Below are 15,141 nucleotides of genomic sequence, written 5' to 3' on the forward strand. Positions count from 1 at the left end.
GGTCGAGATGGTGATGCCGGGGGATAATGTGTCATTTGAGGGTGAACTGATCTCCCCGATTGCGATGGAGCAAGGGGTGCGATTTGCAGTGCGAGAAGGGGGCCGAACGGTCGGAGCCGGGGTGGTCACGGAAATCGTCGCGTAAGAACATAGGGGTGTATCGATGAGAGTCATTATTTCTCTAGCATGCGGAGATTGCAAGCGCCGAAATTATTCGACAATGAAAAACAAGAAAAACGATCCAGATCGGCTGGAAGTGAAAAAATATTGCCGATTTTGTCGAAAGCATAGCCCTCACAAAGAGGTGAAGTGATTGATGGTATGGGTCATTTAGGTCTCGTGCAGGTTGAAGGGGCATGGTGTCAACGGCTAGCACGTCGGTCTCCAAAACCGAAAGTCCGGGTTCGAATCCCTGTGCCCCTGCCATACTTGGCTGTTGATGTAATGTGCACCGAGTAAGGGACGTTTTTATGAGCGTAGTGGCGTGATTTCGAAAAAAGGCTGAGGGGGGTAAGTCGTGTTTAAGAAGCTATGGTTTTCCATTACCGAATTTTTGTCAGACGTGCGTGGGGAACTTAAAAAAATTTCTTATCCTACAAAGTCTGAGACGATCGGGTCGACCACGGTGGTTCTATTGTTTTGCGTGATCATGTCCTTGTACCTCTCTGTGGTGGATTCAATTCTTGTTTGGTTAATTAGCAGGATTATTTAGCATCTATTAGAAGGGATTTCATGTCGAGTCATTGGTATGTCATTCACACCTATGCGGGATATGAGGGACGGGTTCGGGCCGGAATTGTCGAGCGGGCGAATCAATTGGGTATGGCGGATTCTGTGGCGCAAGTCCTTGTTCCTACTGAGGATGTAGTGGAATTTAAAGAAGGAAAACGCCGGGCTTCTAAACGAAAATTCTTTCCCGGGTATGTTCTGCTTGAAGCGAATGGCCCGCTTGGAGATGAAGTCGTTGCTATGATCAAGGAGACTCCCAAGGTGACTGGTTTTATTGGAGGCGGAACCAGGCCAATCCCGCTTGATCCCGAGGAGGTGGCCACGCTATTGAAGCAGTTGGAATCCGGCGTAACGGCTCCAAGGGAATTGGCCAATTTTTCAAAAGGGGACAATGTCCGAATTGTGGATGGCCCATTTTTGGGTTTCAATGGGTTGGTGGATGAAGTGGATCAGGATCATGGTCGGGTCAAGGCGCTAGTCAGTATTTTTGGTCGTTCAACCCCTGTGGAATTGGCGTTTTCTCAGGTTGAACGAGTTTAAAGACAAGTGGAGTATTCCTTTTTTAATTTAAGCAATACGCAAGTCGACGTAAGGTAGGTGAAGGTATGGCCAAAGAAGTAACTAGTCAAATTAAATTGCAGATTCCGGCTGGAAAAGCCAATCCTGCTCCTCCTGTTGGGCCTTCCTTGGGACAGCATGGAGTGAACATTATGGAATTTTGTAAACAGTTTAACGCTAGAACTCAGAAGCAAGAGGGTAGCATTATCCCGGTGGTCATTTCTGTTTATAAGGATAGAAGCTTCAGCTTCGTGACCAAGACTCCTCCGGCATCAGATTTACTGAAGAAGGCTGCAGGTATCATAAAGGGTTCAGGGATTCCCCATAAAAATAAAGTTGGAACAATCACCATGGCACAGCTAGAGGACATAGCTAAGTTGAAGGTAGAAGATTTGAATGCCAGTGATATCCCAGCTGCGATGAATGTGATTGCAGGAACCGCGAGAAGTATGGGCATTACGGTTGAAGGGTAAATAATATTGTGAGGCTTTTAACAGAGGGTATGCGCCGTGGGAAAGAAATTTGAATCGGCTTTAGCGAAGGTAACAAAGGCCCTATATTCATTGGAGGAGGCCAGTGACCTGGTAAAGCAGGCTGCTTTTGCCAAATTCGATGAGACGGTAGAGCTGTCACTTAGCCTTGGGGTAGATCCCAAGCGTGCGGATCAGATGGTTCGCGGGACTACGGTCCTTCCTCACGGAACGGGGAAAAAGGTCAGAATTTTAGTGATTGCAAAAGGAGAAAAGGAGCAGGAGGCCAGGGAAGCGGGTGCCGATTTTGTGGGGAGTGATGACCTTTTGCAGAAAATCCAAGATGGGTGGCTGGACTTTGACTCCATGATTGCGACCCCGGACATGATGGGTGCTGTCGGAAGAATGGGGAAAGTGTTGGGGCCACGAGGATTAATGCCAAATCCTAAGACTGGAACGGTGACCTTTGAGGTCGGGAAAGCCATTCAGGAAATCAGAAGGGGGAGAGTTGAGTATAAGGTTGATAAGGCGGGCAACATTCATGTTCCTGTTGGAAAGGTGTCTTTTCAGGGACAACAAATTAGAGAAAATGCCCAGTCGGTTTTTAATTCCATCATGAAGGCTAAGCCCTCTTCCAGCAAAGGAAAGTATGTGAAAAGTGCGACATTGTCCAGCACGATGGGACCTGGTATCCATCTGGACGGAGCCGCGATTGCAAAGCAGGTCAGTTGAAACTTTAATCTCAGCAGGTGAGTTCGAGGTATGAAAAAAACTGATAAAAATGAAGCTGTGGCAGTTATGCATGAGCAATTCGCTCGAGCGCGGATAGCCATCGTAACGGAATGCGCGGGTATGCCCGTGAATCAAATTAATGATTTGCGAAAAAAACTTCGGCAGGCGAAGTCAAACTTTCAGGTGGTAAAGAACACTCTTGCCGTGAGAGCTATTGGGGGAACAACCCTTGTTCCTTTGCAACCATTTTTTAAGGGTCAATCGGCATTGGTTATTGGATACGATGATCCGGTATTGCCTGCGAAAGTCATTCGTGATTTTATTAAAAGTGAAAAATGTGAGGAGAAATTGCAGCTCAAAGGAGCAATTTTGGACGGAGTCGAGTTAGATGCAGCTCGTCTCTCTTCTGTGGCGGATTTGCCGTCAAAGACAGAATTGTTGTCGATGTTGTTGTCGGCTTTCCAAGGGCCAATTCGTGGGTTTGTCGGGGTTTTAGGTCAAATTGTAAGAAGTATTGTTGCGGTATTAGCCGCAATACAAGAAAACAAAACGCAGAAAGGAGAAGGGGAGATGAGCGCAACAGAGGCAAAAATGTCAAAGGAAGATTTCATTAAGGTTATAGAGGGCATGAGTGTCCTGGAATTGTCGGACCTTGTGAAGGGTTTGGAGGACCGATTTGGGGTGACGGCAGCGGCGCCTGTTGGGGTTATGGCTGCTGCAGTGGGCGCTGCGGCTCCTGCCGCTGAAGAACAGACCGAGTTTACGGTAGTATTGGGAGGTGCCCCAGCGGATAAAAAGATTCAAGTCATCAAGGTGGTGCGAGAAATTACTGGGTTGGGCTTGAAAGAAGCTAAGGATCTCGTTGAGGCGGCCCCGAAGGCGGTAAAGGAGGGCGTGTCCAAAGAAGAATCGGAAACTATTAAGAAGAAACTTCAAGAGGTTGGGGCAACCGTAGAGGTGAAATAGTTTTCCCCTCATTATGAGGACTCGGAGTTGTGACTTAGGAAGGTTCGAGGGCCAGCAGGAAGCTGAGGTGGCCGTTAATCCTTAAGGAGACAGGAATGGGACAACCAGCCTTTGAGGGCAGTGTTCAGCGACATAGCTTTTCAAAAATTCGCTCACATATTGAAATTCCGGATTTAGTTGAGGTGCAGCGCCGTTCTTATGAGGAATTTTTGCAGGCGGAGACATTGCCGGATCGTCGTGAGGACAAGGGATTGCATGCAGCGTTTAAAAGTGTGTTTCCCATTATGGATTATAATAATTCGGCCATTTTAGAATTTTCCAGCTATTCCCTGGGAACGCCCAAGTATGACACGAGGGAATGTATAGAGCAGGGAATGACTTTTGCTGCGCCTTTAAAGCTTCGGGTGCGATTGGTCGTTTTCGATCAACAAGATAAAAGTGTGAAAAACAGAGTCCTTGATGTCAGGGAGCAAGAAGTCTATGTCGGCGAACTCCCATTGATGACCGAGCGTGGCACCTTTATGGTGAATGGCACGGAGCGGGTGGCAGTCAGTCAGTTGCATCGATCTCCTGGGCCTTCATTTGGCCATGACAAGGGCCGGACTCATTCAAGCGGGAAAGTCTTATTTTCAGGCCGGATCATCCCTTATCGAGGGTCATGGCTCGACTTTGAATATGATGCCAAAGATATTTTGTATGTACGAATTGATCGTCGCAGGAAAATGCCTGCCACAATTTTATTAAAAGGTTTTGGTTTTAGCACTGATGACCTTCTCAAGATGTATTACCCTATTGAGGAAGTGCGCGTCGTGAATGGGGGATTGCTTCGTAAGCTTGATCCCGACATTCATGCAGGATTGCGATCTCCGGCAGATCTCTTTGAGAAGGGATCTAATGAGCCGTTGGTCAAAGAGGGTACCAAGCTCAATAAAACCCTCATGGGGCGTATTCGTGCAGCTGGAATTAAAGAAATTCCTATCAAGCAGGAAGATTTGGTTGGTCGAGCTGTGTTAACCGAACTTGTGGATCCTGGAACTCAAGAAGTAATTCTAGAAAAAAATCAACGACTCACGGCACCGGTGATGGAGAGAATTCTGGAAAGTGGAGTTGAAGGATTTAAGGTTATATACCTGGATAGCCCTACGACCAGTCCTGTCATTCTGGACACATTGGAAGCCGAGCGGACTAATTCAAAGGAAGAGGCCTGGGTGGAAATTTATAAACGCCTTCGGCCTGGGGAAATGCCATCCATTGAGTCGGCAAAATTGTTGTTCGAAAATCTCTTTCTGAATCCCAAGCGGTATGACCTTTCCCCTGTTGGTCGGTTGAAAATGAATAAGCGGTTCAACCTTGATTTGTCATTAGAACAGCGGACGTTATCCGCTCAAGATATTGTCGAGGTGGTAAGATGCTTGGTGGATCTTAAAGCCGGTAAAGGTGCGGTTGATGATATCGATCATTTGGGCAATCGTCGTGTCCGATCAGTTGGTGAGTTGTTGGAAAATCAAATCCGTATTGGTCTGGCTAGAATGGAGCGAAGCATTAAGGAGCGGATGAATCTGCTCGATATGGAAACCGTGTTGCCTCATGACCTGATCAATGCCAAGCCTATCGTTGGTGCCATCAAGGAGTTTTTCGCTGGAAGTCAGCTCTCGCAGTTTATGGATCAAACGAATCCGTTGGCAGAGATCACCCATAAACGTAGGCTGTCTGCATTAGGGCCAGGTGGTTTGACCAGGGAGCGTGCAGGTTTTGAGGTTCGGGACGTTCATCCCTCTCATTATAGTCGTATATGTCCTATTGAAACGCCGGAAGGACCCAATATTGGATTGATTACTTCATTGGCTACCTATGCTCGGATCAATGAGTTTGGGTTTATAGAGGCTCCTTTTCGAAAAGTAAGAAAAGGTCGTGTCACAGACGACGTTGAATTCCTTTCGCCATTGGATGGAGATCAAGTTGTTATCGCTCAGGCTAATTCAGCCATGAATAAGGACGGGATGCTCACCTCGGAAACGATAACGGCCAGAGAAGCAGGGGAATTTGTGACGACTACTCCCGATAAGGTGGACTATCTGGATGTTTCTCCTAAGCAGGTGGTTAGCGTGGCAACTGCGTTAATTCCATTTCTGGAGCATGATGACGCAAACCGGGCCCTTATGGGTTCGAATATGCAACGCCAGGCAGTGCCAACAATTAAAAGTGAGTCACCTTTGGTCGGGACGGGAATGGAAGCTGTTGTAGCGAGAGATTCTGGATATTTGGCTATCGCTCAACGAGATGGAATCGTTGAATCGGTAGATGCGAGGAGAATTGTAGTCAGGACCGGACTTAAGGAAAAAGATGATAAGAAAAAAGGTTCTCGAATCCTGGATACTTATGATTTGATCAAATTTCAGCGGACGAATCAAAATACCTGTATCACGCAAACTCCTATTGTTCGAATTGGCCAACCGGTTAAGCAAGGTCAGGTGTTAGCGGATGGTCCGGCTATGGATCGCGGAGAATTGGCGTTGGGGAAAAATGTACTCGTCGCTTTTATGCCATGGGGTGGATATAACTATGAAGATGCCATTCTTTTAAGTGAGAAAATGGTTAAAGAAGACGTATTTACTTCAATCCATATCGAAGAGTTCGAAGTGGAGGCGCGTGATACAAAGTTAGGAAAAGAAGAAATCACTCGCGATATTCCTAACCTTGGGGAAGAGGCTCTTCGAAATTTGGATGAAAGTGGCATCGTACGAATCGGTGCGGAAGTCAAGCCAGGCGATATTCTTGTGGGAAAAGTTACGCCTAAGGGAGAGACCCAGCTGACGCCAGAGGAGAAATTATTGCGTGCGATTTTTGGGGAAAAGGCTGGAGATGTGAAGGATACCTCGCTTCAGGTTCCTCCAGGCATTGAAGGTATTGTCGTGGACGTCAAAATTTTCTCCAGAAAAGGCGTAGATAAAGATGAGCGGTCTCGGACAATCGAGACGGATGATCGCGTCAAAGTCGAGCGGGACTACCAGGAAGAATTGCGGATTATCGAAGAAGAACGGAATCGTAAGATTCGGAAGCTATTGCTTGGGCAATTTGTCGGACGGGATTTAATGGACCCTGATAGTGGGGAAGTAATTCTAAAGAAAAAGGGTCGTATTACCGCCGAAGTTCTTCGCAAGTTATCTGATGATGATGCGCGTCGGGTGATTTTGGCAGATGCGGAAGAACAAAAAAAGCTGGATGAAATTGAACGGGAAGCGAAAGACCAAATTGAAATTTTACAGACACAATACGATGAGAAGGTTGGTCGTCTTCGACGTGGAGATGAATTGCCTCCCGGGGTTATTAAGCTGGTCAAGGTGTATTTGGCAATTAAAAGAAAAATTGCGGTGGGCGATAAAATGGCCGGCCGTCATGGGAACAAGGGTGTCGTTTCTCGAATTATGGCTGAAGAGGATATGCCTTATCTCCCAGATGGGACGCCCGTTCAGATTGTCCTGAACCCGTTGGGAGTTCCCTCTCGAATGAATGTGGGACAAATTCTTGAGACGCATTTGGGGTGGGCGGCAAAAGCGTTAGGAATTCAGGTAGAAACCCCTGTATTCGATGGAGCTTCGGAAAAGGAAATCAAAGAATTATTGAAAAAGGCGAATCTCCCTGAGTCAGGACAATCGGTGGTCTATGATGGACGGACAGGCGAACCATTTAAGAGTCCGGTCACGGTGGGATACATGTATATGCTGAAACTTCACCATTTGGTGGACGATAAGATTCACGCCCGCTCAATCGGGCCATATTCTTTGGTAACGCAGCAACCGCTTGGAGGAAAGGCTCAATTTGGCGGTCAACGTCTAGGAGAGATGGAGGTCTGGGCTCTGCAGGCATATGGGGCGGCTTCCACCTTGCAGGAATTTCTGACCGTGAAATCAGATGATGTGCCAGGCCGGTCTCGAATGTATGAAGCAATCGTGAAAGGTGAGAACTTTCTGGAACCTGGTCTTCCGGAGTCCTTTAATGTCTTAGTGAAGGAATTGCAAAGTTTAGGGTTGGATGTGGAGTTGATTAAATCTGCTGATTAGAGAATTAGCGTGGTTGTCCGGTCCCATCATTCAACATAATCGGAGGAACGAACTTGGATAGTATCTATTCGCTTTTTGAAAAACCTCGTGATGCCGTTTCATTTGATGCCATGCGAATTCGTATCGCTTCGCCTGAGAAGATTCGCTCGTGGTCTTATGGCGAGGTAAAAAAGCCAGAGACGATCAACTATCGGTCCTTTAAGCCTGAGCGGGATGGGCTGTTTTGCGCAAAAATATTCGGGCCAACCAAAGATTGGGAATGTAATTGCGGTAAATACAAGCGGATGAAGCACCGTGGGATTGTGTGTGATAAGTGCGGCGTGGAGGTCATCCAGTCAAAAGTTCGACGCGAAAGAATGGGTCATATCGAATTGGCTGCTCCTGTTGCTCACATCTGGTTTCTCAAGGGTGTGCCCAGCCGGATTGGCATTCTTTTGGATATGAGTTTAAAGCAGTTGGAGAAGATCCTGTATTTTGAGGCGTATGTGGTCTTGGATACCGGCAATACGAATTTGAAAGAAAGAGAGCTCTTGACTGAGGAAAGATATCGTGAGTGTGTCGAGGAGTATGGGGCCAATTCTTTTAAAGTGGGAATTGGTGCCGAAGCTATTCGTGAATTATTGCGCAAAGTGGATATTAATGCTTTGTGGGATGAACGGCATGTCAAGATAAAGAGTACGACGTCCGCTGCGGTGGGAAAAAAACTGACGAAACGATTGAAGGTCATTGAGGCGTTTCATAAATCAGGAAATAATCCGGAGTGGATGATTATGGATGCCATTCCCGTGTTGCCCCCGGAGCTTCGTCCCCTGGTACCTTTGGATGGAGGCCGGTTCGCTACTTCGGATCTTAATGATCTTTATCGTCGGGTGATTAATCGCAATAACCGTCTCAAGCGTTTGGTGGAATTGAAGGCTCCCGGTGTCATTATCCGCAATGAAATGCGAATGCTACAGGAAGCGGTCGATGCGTTGTTTGATAATGGGCGTCGGGGCCGGGTCATCCGTGGCGCCAATAAGCGTCCCCTCAAGTCTTTGAGTGATATGCTCAAAGGCAAGCAGGGGCGATTTAGGCAGAATCTCCTCGGAAAACGGGTCGATTACTCGGGGAGGTCGGTGATTGTGGTCGGTCCAGAATTACGGCTTAATCAATGTGGATTGCCCAAGAAAATGGCTTTGGAATTATTTAAACCGTTTATCTTTCACAAACTGGAAGAGCGTGGTGCAGCAACGACAATCAAAAGCGCTAAGCGTTTAGTTGAGAAGGAGCGTCCAGAAGTCTGGGATGTCCTTGATGAAGTGATTCGAGAGCATCCGGTTATGTTGAATCGTGCTCCAACTCTTCATCGTCTTGGCATTCAGGCCTTTGATCCAATTTTGGTAGAAGGAAAGGCTATTCGCCTCCATCCCTTGGTCTGTGCGGCTTTTAATGCTGACTTTGATGGGGATCAAATGGCTGTGCATGTTCCGCTTTCAGTGGAAGCCCAAATTGAGGCTCGTGTATTAATGATGGCGGCCAATAATGTTCTTTCACCGGCCAATGGCAGACCACTATCTATCCCTTCCCAGGACATGGTCTTAGGATGTTATTGGTTGACCAAGGATCGTGACGGTGCCCGTGGGGAGGGGAAGATCTTTTCGTCTACAGATGAAGTTCGAATTGCCTATGATTCTCAGGAAGTGGAAGAGCAGGCGAGGATAAAAGTACGAATTGATGGAGATATGATTGATACGACGGTTGGACGAGTGATTCTTTCTGAGGTTTTGCCAGGAAGCATGCCTTTTTCACATGTAAATCAGCTTATGACAAAAAAAGAGCTGACGAAACTGATTGATCGTGTGTATCGTCAAGCCGGTCTGCATGAAGTAGTCGTCATGCTTGATCAATTGAAAGATTTAGGGTTCTCCTATGCCACCAAAGCAGGCGTTTCCATTTGTATCGATAACATGCATATTCCGTCTCGCAAAAAGGAATTGATTGAGCGCGCCAAAGGCGATGTTTCCCAGGTTCAGGAGCAATACAGTGAAGGCCTGATTACTAATGGGGAGCGATACAACAAGGTTATCGATATTTGGGCCCATGTTGGCGAAGAAGTTGCCATTGAAATGATGAAGGAAATTAAAGAAGGAGGCGGGCGCGGCGCAGCAGAAGGTCTCAATCCTATCTTTATGATGGCGGATTCAGGCGCTAGGGGAAGTTCGCAGCAGATTCGGCAATTGGGAGGAATGCGCGGTCTTATGGCCAAGCCTTCAGGTGAAATTATTGAAACTCCTATTACCGCAAATTTCCGGGAGGGTCTCACGGTTTTGCAGTATTTTATTTCGACTCATGGAGCACGGAAGGGGTTGGCGGATACAGCACTCAAGACGGCAAATTCAGGATATCTCACTAGGCGTCTTGTAGATGCGGCTCAGGATGTGATTATCAGTGAGCCTGATTGCTTCACTACGGACGGAATTATCGTTTCGGCGTTAGTAGAGGGTGGAGAAGTGATTCAGCCCCTGGATGAACGCATTCTTGGGCGGTTAACAGCAGAGGATGTGCTGGATCCTGTCACACAGGAAGTCATTGTTAAAGCTCATGAAGAATTAGAGGAGGAGCTTTGTAAGACAATTGTTGAGGCGGGAATTGACCACGTGAAAATTCGTTCCGTTCTCACATGCCAATCTCGATGGGGGGTGTGTGCCAAATGCTACGGCAGAGATTTAGCTCGCGGCCGCCTTGTAGAAAAGGGAGAACCTGTTGGGGTCATTGCGGCGCAGTCTATCGGTGAGCCAGGGACCCAGTTGACCATGCGGACGTTCCATATTGGAGGCACGGCCAGTAAGGTTGTGGAACAAACGGTTCTGGCATCCAAGCATGATGGTACGATTAAATTTTTAAGTTTTGACGCAAAGAAAAACGCGGATTTTTATAATCCCAGCATGGCCGTAAAGACCCGACAAGGGGATTGGGTTGTAATGGTACGCAATGGCAAAGTTGCCGTAATTGATGAGACTGGCCGTGAGCGGGAAAAATATCCGGTGGTATATGGAGGAAAGATAAAGGTCCCAGATGGCGGAAAGGTCGAAGTAGGACAGAAGTTTGTGGAGTGGGATCCATATTCACTCACCATCTTGACTGAAGTAGGTGGGAAGGTGGCTTTCGGTGATATTGCCGAAGGAGTCACCATGAAAGAAGAGGTGGATGAGGTCACTGGTTTATCGCGCCGGGTCGTCATCGAGCAGGCAGGGACCAATTTGCGTCCGCGGTTGTCCGTTAAGGATGAGTCAGGAAAAACTGCAAAGCTTTCCTCTGGGTCTCCCGCACGATACCTCCTGCCAGTAGGAGCACATATTTTTGTGGAAAAAGGATCGACTGTATATCCTGGAGATGTGCTGGCAAAAATACCAAGAGAAACCACTAAGACAAAAGATATTACGGGAGGCTTGCCTCGCGTAGCAGAGTTGTTTGAGGCGAGAAAGCCTAAGGAGCATGCAGTTGTCACAGAAATTGATGGAGAGGTGTCTTTTGGTGGTTTTGTTAAAGGCTTACGTAAGGTCGTCGTAGATAACAAGATTGGTGATGTAAAGGAATATTTTATCCCGCGTGGCCGGCACGTAAATGTTCATGAAGGTGATTGGGTAAGAGCTGGTGAACCATTAATGGATGGGTCCGCTAATCCACATGATATTTTAAGCGTCTTGGGGCCAAGGGAGTTGCAAAAGTATTTGGTTGATGAGGTGCAAGAGGTTTACCGTCTTCAGGGGGTTGTGATTAACGATAAGCATATTGAGGTCATCACACGACAAATGCTGAAAAAGGTAAGAATCGAAGATGCTGGCGATAGCGCATTCTTGCCTGGCACTCAGGTCAATAAATCTGTTTTTGATGATGAGAATGAGAGAGTTATTTCCGAGGGCGGGCAACCAGCCCTAGGGAAGCCTGTCTTATTGGGAATTACAAAGGCCTCGCTGAGTACTGACAGCTTTATTTCTGGGGCCTCGTTCCAAGAGACAACCCGAGTTCTTACGGAGGCTGCTATAAATGGACGTACGGATGATTTGCGAGGATTAAAGGAGAATGTGATTGTCGGCAGGTTGATTCCGGCTGGGACAGGTTGGGGGGAGTATCGCGAAACCTTTGTGCCGAAGCGGACAGAGGAAGATGTAGCATTGTCTTCCGAGGATCAGTCAAGTTTAAGTATGGTTCATTCGTCAAGTGAAAAATAATTTTAAATGCTACGTTTAAGATGAATCAGCATCTTGACATAATGAAAATGAATCTATAAGATCAACCGGTTCGCCTGAAGCAATTTTGAAATTTATTAAAAATAAATTGTAATTGGAAATAATATGCCTACAGTAAACCAGCTAATACGTGGAGGCCGTAAGGCGATTAAAGCAAAAAGTAAGAGTTCGGCTTTAAATCAGTGTCCTCAGCGAAGGGGGGTCTGCCTTCGGGTATATACTACGACTCCTAAAAAGCCTAATTCGGCATTGAGAAAAGTAGCAAGGGTTCGGTTGACGACGGGCCTCGAGGTAACTGCTTATATACCAGGTATGGGTCATAACCTGCAGGAGCATTCTATTGTTCTGGTGCGTGGTGGTAGGGTGAAAGATCTTCCTGGTGTCAGATATCATATGATTCGTGGGGCATTGGATGCCGTTGGGGTTGCTAACAGGAAGCAGGGGCGATCAAAGTATGGTGCAAAGCGCCCCAAGTAGTAGGTCCCGCGCTTTTACCTTCGCTTATTTAATTTAAAATTCGTTAATTCTTTAGGGGAAAAAATGCCACGTAGGCCACTTGTTCTTCGTCAAAAGGTTGTCCAGGATGCCAGATATAAGGATCAAGTTGTTGGCAGGTTTTTGAATATTCTTCTGCAGGACGGAAAGAAAAGTACGGCTGAACGGGTTTGTTACGGGGCATTTGATATTGTCAGGGAAAAGACGGGGGATGAGCCGCTTAAGGTCTTCCATGCTGCATTGGGAAACGTCAAACCAATGGTAGAGGTGAAGTCAAGAAGGGTCGGGGGAGCGTCTTATCAGGTGCCTGTAGAAATCCGTCCTGTGCGCCAGGTGGCTTTGGCTTTGAGGTGGATTAAGCAAAGTGCTTTGGCTCGAAGTGGTAAGAGCATGAGGGAGAAGTTGGCGGCGGAGTTAATGGATGCTGCTAATAATAACGGTTCGGCGGTAAAGAAGAGGGATGAGACGCACCGGATGGCTGAAGCCAATAGAGCTTTCGCTCATTACCGGTGGTAGTGTTGGAATGTTGGTGCTGCGGGGGAGCTTGTCGTTTCCTGAATAGAGATGTTTTTTTTCTCTGTTTATCGGTAATGAACTTTGCCCTTGCCGGCATTGTTGTGTGAGGAATTTGTGTCAACGGATTTTATTTTAAGTCGAACTCGGAATATTGGCATTATGGCCCATATTGATGCCGGTAAGACTACGACCACCGAACGTGTCCTCTATTATACGGGGGTTTCCCATAAAATTGGTGAGGTGCATGAGGGCGCGGCGACGATGGATTGGATGGAGCAGGAGCGGGAGCGAGGGATCACAATTACTTCCGCCGCCACAACCTGTTTCTGGAAGGATAATCGGATTAACATAATCGATACTCCTGGTCATGTGGATTTCACCATTGAGGTAGAGCGGTCGCTTCGAGTGCTGGATGGAGCTATAGCTGTTTTCGATTCGGTTCAGGGAGTGGAGCCCCAATCGGAGACGGTGTGGCGCCAGGCAGATAAGTACCAAGTTCCTCGAATCGTGTTTATGAATAAAATGGATCGAGTGGGCGCTGATTTTTTTGCGAGCGTTCAATCTTTAATTGACCGGCTTGGAGCTAAGCCGATTCCCGTGCAATTGCCATTAGGAAAAGAGGATGGTTTGCGAGGGGTAATTGATCTTCTGCTTATGAAAGCGCTGGTTTTTGATGATGAGACTCTTGGCGCCGCTTATACTGTCCAGGAAATTCCTGAAGACTATTTAGAGTTGGCTAATGAATATCGCGAGAAATTGTTGGATTCAGTTGTTGAGTTTGATGAAGTGGTGATGGAACGGTATTTGGCCGGGGAGATTCTGGCCGTAGAGGAGGTAAAGAGGGCAATACGGGCAGGGACGATAGGATTAAAGATTAATCCAGTCTTTTGTGGATCGGCATTTAAGAATAAAGGTGTTCAGCCGTTGCTTGATGGTGTGGTTGATTATCTCCCTTCTCCGGTTGACCTTCCTCCCGTTGTTGGTATTGATCCTCATTCCGAAGGGGAAATTACTAGAAAGCCGGAGGATAGTGAGCCATTTGCTGCTCTAGCATTTAAGATAATGTCTGATCCATTTTCAGGTCAATTGACGTATTTTAGGGTGTATTCAGGGAAATTATCCGCTGGATCTTACGTGTATAACGTCGCAAAGGGGAAAAAGGAGCGAATAGGGCGTCTATTGAAAATGCATGCCAATAAACGAGAAGAGATTGATGAGGTCTCTGCTGGTGATATTGCGGCAGCTGTAGGTCTTAAAGATACTCGAACAGGTGACACTCTTTGTGATGAGAAGCATCAAATTTTGTTGGAAGTAATAAAATTCCCTGAGCCCGTTATTTCATTGGCTGTCGAGCCAAAGACCAAGCAAGACATGGATAAGTTGGGGTATTCTTTGGAAAAGCTTGCTCAGGAGGATCCTTCCTTTCAGGTGAAATCAGATGATGAGACGGGGCAAACAATCATTTCTGGTATGGGGGAATTGCATCTTGAGATCATTGTTGATCGTCTTCTTCGTGAATTTAAAGTTCAAGCAAATGTCGGGAAGCCTCAGGTAGCTTATCGTGAAACCATCAAGGGAAAAGCGGAAGCTGAGGGGAAATATGTAAAGCAGACAGGTGGTCGTGGTCAGTACGGCCATGTGTGGCTGAGGGTGGAGCCGGCAGAGTCTGGTGTCGGTTTAGAGTTCGTAAATAAAATTGTTGGGGGAACGGTTCCCAGGGAATATATTGCTCCGGTGGAAAAGGGAATCCGGGAGCGAATGGAGAGTGGGATCCTTGCTGGGTACCCATTGCGCGATCTTCGTGTCACTTTGTTTGATGGTTCTTTTCATGAAGTGGACTCGAGTGAGATGGCCTTTAAGATTGCAGGGTCAATGGCGTTGGTAAGTGCCTGTCAAAAAGCGGATTTGGTTTTGTTGGAGCCGGTTATGAAGGTTGAGGTTCTTGTTCCCCAGGATTTTATGGGTGATGTGATAGGTGATTTAAATAGCCGGCGCGGGAAAATTCACGGAATGCGTGCAAGGGGAACTTCTCAAATTGTTGATGCTGCCGTCCCATTAAGTGAAATGTTTGGGTATTCCACGGATTTAAGATCCAAGACTCAGGGACGTGCTACTTATAGTATGGAATTTGAGTCTTATGAGGTGGTGCCAAAGCTCATGGCTCAGCAAATAATAAAAAAGAATCAAGGGGAGTAGTTTTCCTCTGGTATATTTTTCAATTCGGTAAGGCAAGGAATTCAAGAGGAGGTAGGGCATGGCGAAGGCGAAATTTGAGCGGAAGAAGCCGCATGTCAATGTGGGGACGATCGGGCACGTTGACCATGGGAAGACGACCCTGACGTCGGCCTTGACGAAAGTGATGGGGGATACGGGGAAGGCGAAGTT

At 47.0% G+C, this 15,141-nt stretch carries 12 protein-coding genes, 1 tRNA gene and 2 pseudogenes; all 15 read left to right on the forward strand.

The genetic code is table 11. The features are described 5' to 3' along the window. Positions 1 to 145, forward strand: a pseudogene (tuf, locus tag ACTRXD_RS02755) (elongation factor Tu); the annotation flags it as partial. Between the two features lie 18 nt (positions 146 to 163). Continuing rightward, positions 164 to 313 carry a 50S ribosomal protein L33 gene (gene rpmG / locus ACTRXD_RS02760; RefSeq protein WP_342346608.1) on the forward strand — a complete coding sequence of 50 codons (150 nt, stop codon included), beginning with the start codon at positions 164 to 166 and terminating at the stop codon, positions 311 to 313. A 37-nt stretch (positions 314 to 350) separates the two neighbouring features. After that, a tRNA-Trp gene (locus tag ACTRXD_RS02765) sits at positions 351 to 426 on the forward strand. Between the two features lie 91 nt (positions 427 to 517). After that, positions 518 to 712 carry a preprotein translocase subunit SecE gene (gene secE, locus ACTRXD_RS02770; RefSeq protein WP_312744072.1) on the forward strand — a complete coding sequence of 65 codons (195 nt, stop codon included), beginning with the start codon at positions 518 to 520 and terminating at the stop codon, positions 710 to 712. A 20-nt stretch (positions 713 to 732) separates the two neighbouring features. Next, complete coding sequence (nusG, locus tag ACTRXD_RS02775; RefSeq protein ID WP_312646246.1) at positions 733 to 1,269, forward strand: transcription termination/antitermination protein NusG; 537 nt, start codon at positions 733 to 735, stop codon at positions 1,267 to 1,269. A gap of 65 nt (positions 1,270 to 1,334) precedes the next feature. Further along, positions 1,335 to 1,760 (forward strand): 50S ribosomal protein L11, encoded by a 426-nt coding sequence (rplK, locus tag ACTRXD_RS02780; RefSeq protein WP_312646247.1) that lies wholly within the window; start codon positions 1,335 to 1,337, stop codon positions 1,758 to 1,760. Between the two features lie 36 nt (positions 1,761 to 1,796). Further along, positions 1,797 to 2,489, forward strand: a complete 693-nt coding sequence (gene rplA / locus ACTRXD_RS02785; RefSeq protein WP_442430322.1) for a 50S ribosomal protein L1 — start codon at positions 1,797 to 1,799, stop codon at positions 2,487 to 2,489. 30 nt (positions 2,490 to 2,519) lie between these two features. Next, a pseudogene (rplJ, locus tag ACTRXD_RS02790) lies at positions 2,520 to 3,026 on the forward strand (50S ribosomal protein L10); the annotation flags it as partial. 54 nt (positions 3,027 to 3,080) lie between these two features. After that, on the forward strand, positions 3,081 to 3,455 hold the full coding sequence (gene rplL, locus ACTRXD_RS02795) for a 50S ribosomal protein L7/L12 (RefSeq protein WP_442430327.1): 375 nt from the start codon (positions 3,081 to 3,083) through the stop codon (positions 3,453 to 3,455). Between the two features lie 95 nt (positions 3,456 to 3,550). Further along, the gene (rpoB, locus tag ACTRXD_RS02800; protein WP_442430323.1) at positions 3,551 to 7,516 is read left to right on the forward strand and encodes a DNA-directed RNA polymerase subunit beta; all 3,966 of its coding nucleotides are present in this window, start codon (positions 3,551 to 3,553) and stop codon (positions 7,514 to 7,516) included. A 53-nt stretch (positions 7,517 to 7,569) separates the two neighbouring features. Then, the gene (gene rpoC, locus ACTRXD_RS02805; protein WP_442430324.1) at positions 7,570 to 11,727 is read left to right on the forward strand and encodes a DNA-directed RNA polymerase subunit beta'; all 4,158 of its coding nucleotides are present in this window, start codon (positions 7,570 to 7,572) and stop codon (positions 11,725 to 11,727) included. A gap of 123 nt (positions 11,728 to 11,850) precedes the next feature. Then, positions 11,851 to 12,222, forward strand: coding sequence for a 30S ribosomal protein S12 (gene rpsL / locus ACTRXD_RS02810; RefSeq protein WP_442430325.1), 372 nt, complete (start codon positions 11,851 to 11,853; stop codon positions 12,220 to 12,222). A 63-nt stretch (positions 12,223 to 12,285) separates the two neighbouring features. Further along, on the forward strand, positions 12,286 to 12,756 hold the full coding sequence (gene rpsG, locus ACTRXD_RS02815) for a 30S ribosomal protein S7 (RefSeq protein ID WP_312744081.1): 471 nt from the start codon (positions 12,286 to 12,288) through the stop codon (positions 12,754 to 12,756). Between the two features lie 114 nt (positions 12,757 to 12,870). Then, positions 12,871 to 14,952 carry an elongation factor G gene (fusA, locus tag ACTRXD_RS02820; protein ID WP_442430326.1) on the forward strand — a complete coding sequence of 694 codons (2,082 nt, stop codon included), beginning with the start codon at positions 12,871 to 12,873 and terminating at the stop codon, positions 14,950 to 14,952. A gap of 58 nt (positions 14,953 to 15,010) precedes the next feature. Further along, a partial coding sequence (locus tag ACTRXD_RS02825; protein WP_442430316.1) for a GTP-binding protein occupies positions 15,011 to 15,141 on the forward strand: 131 nt, incomplete at its 3' end.

Origin of the sequence: Nitrospira sp. T9 (genome assembly GCF_052156535.1) — a bacterium.
In the GTDB taxonomy this organism is placed as follows: Bacteria; Nitrospirota; Nitrospiria; order Nitrospirales; family UBA8639; genus Nitrospira_E.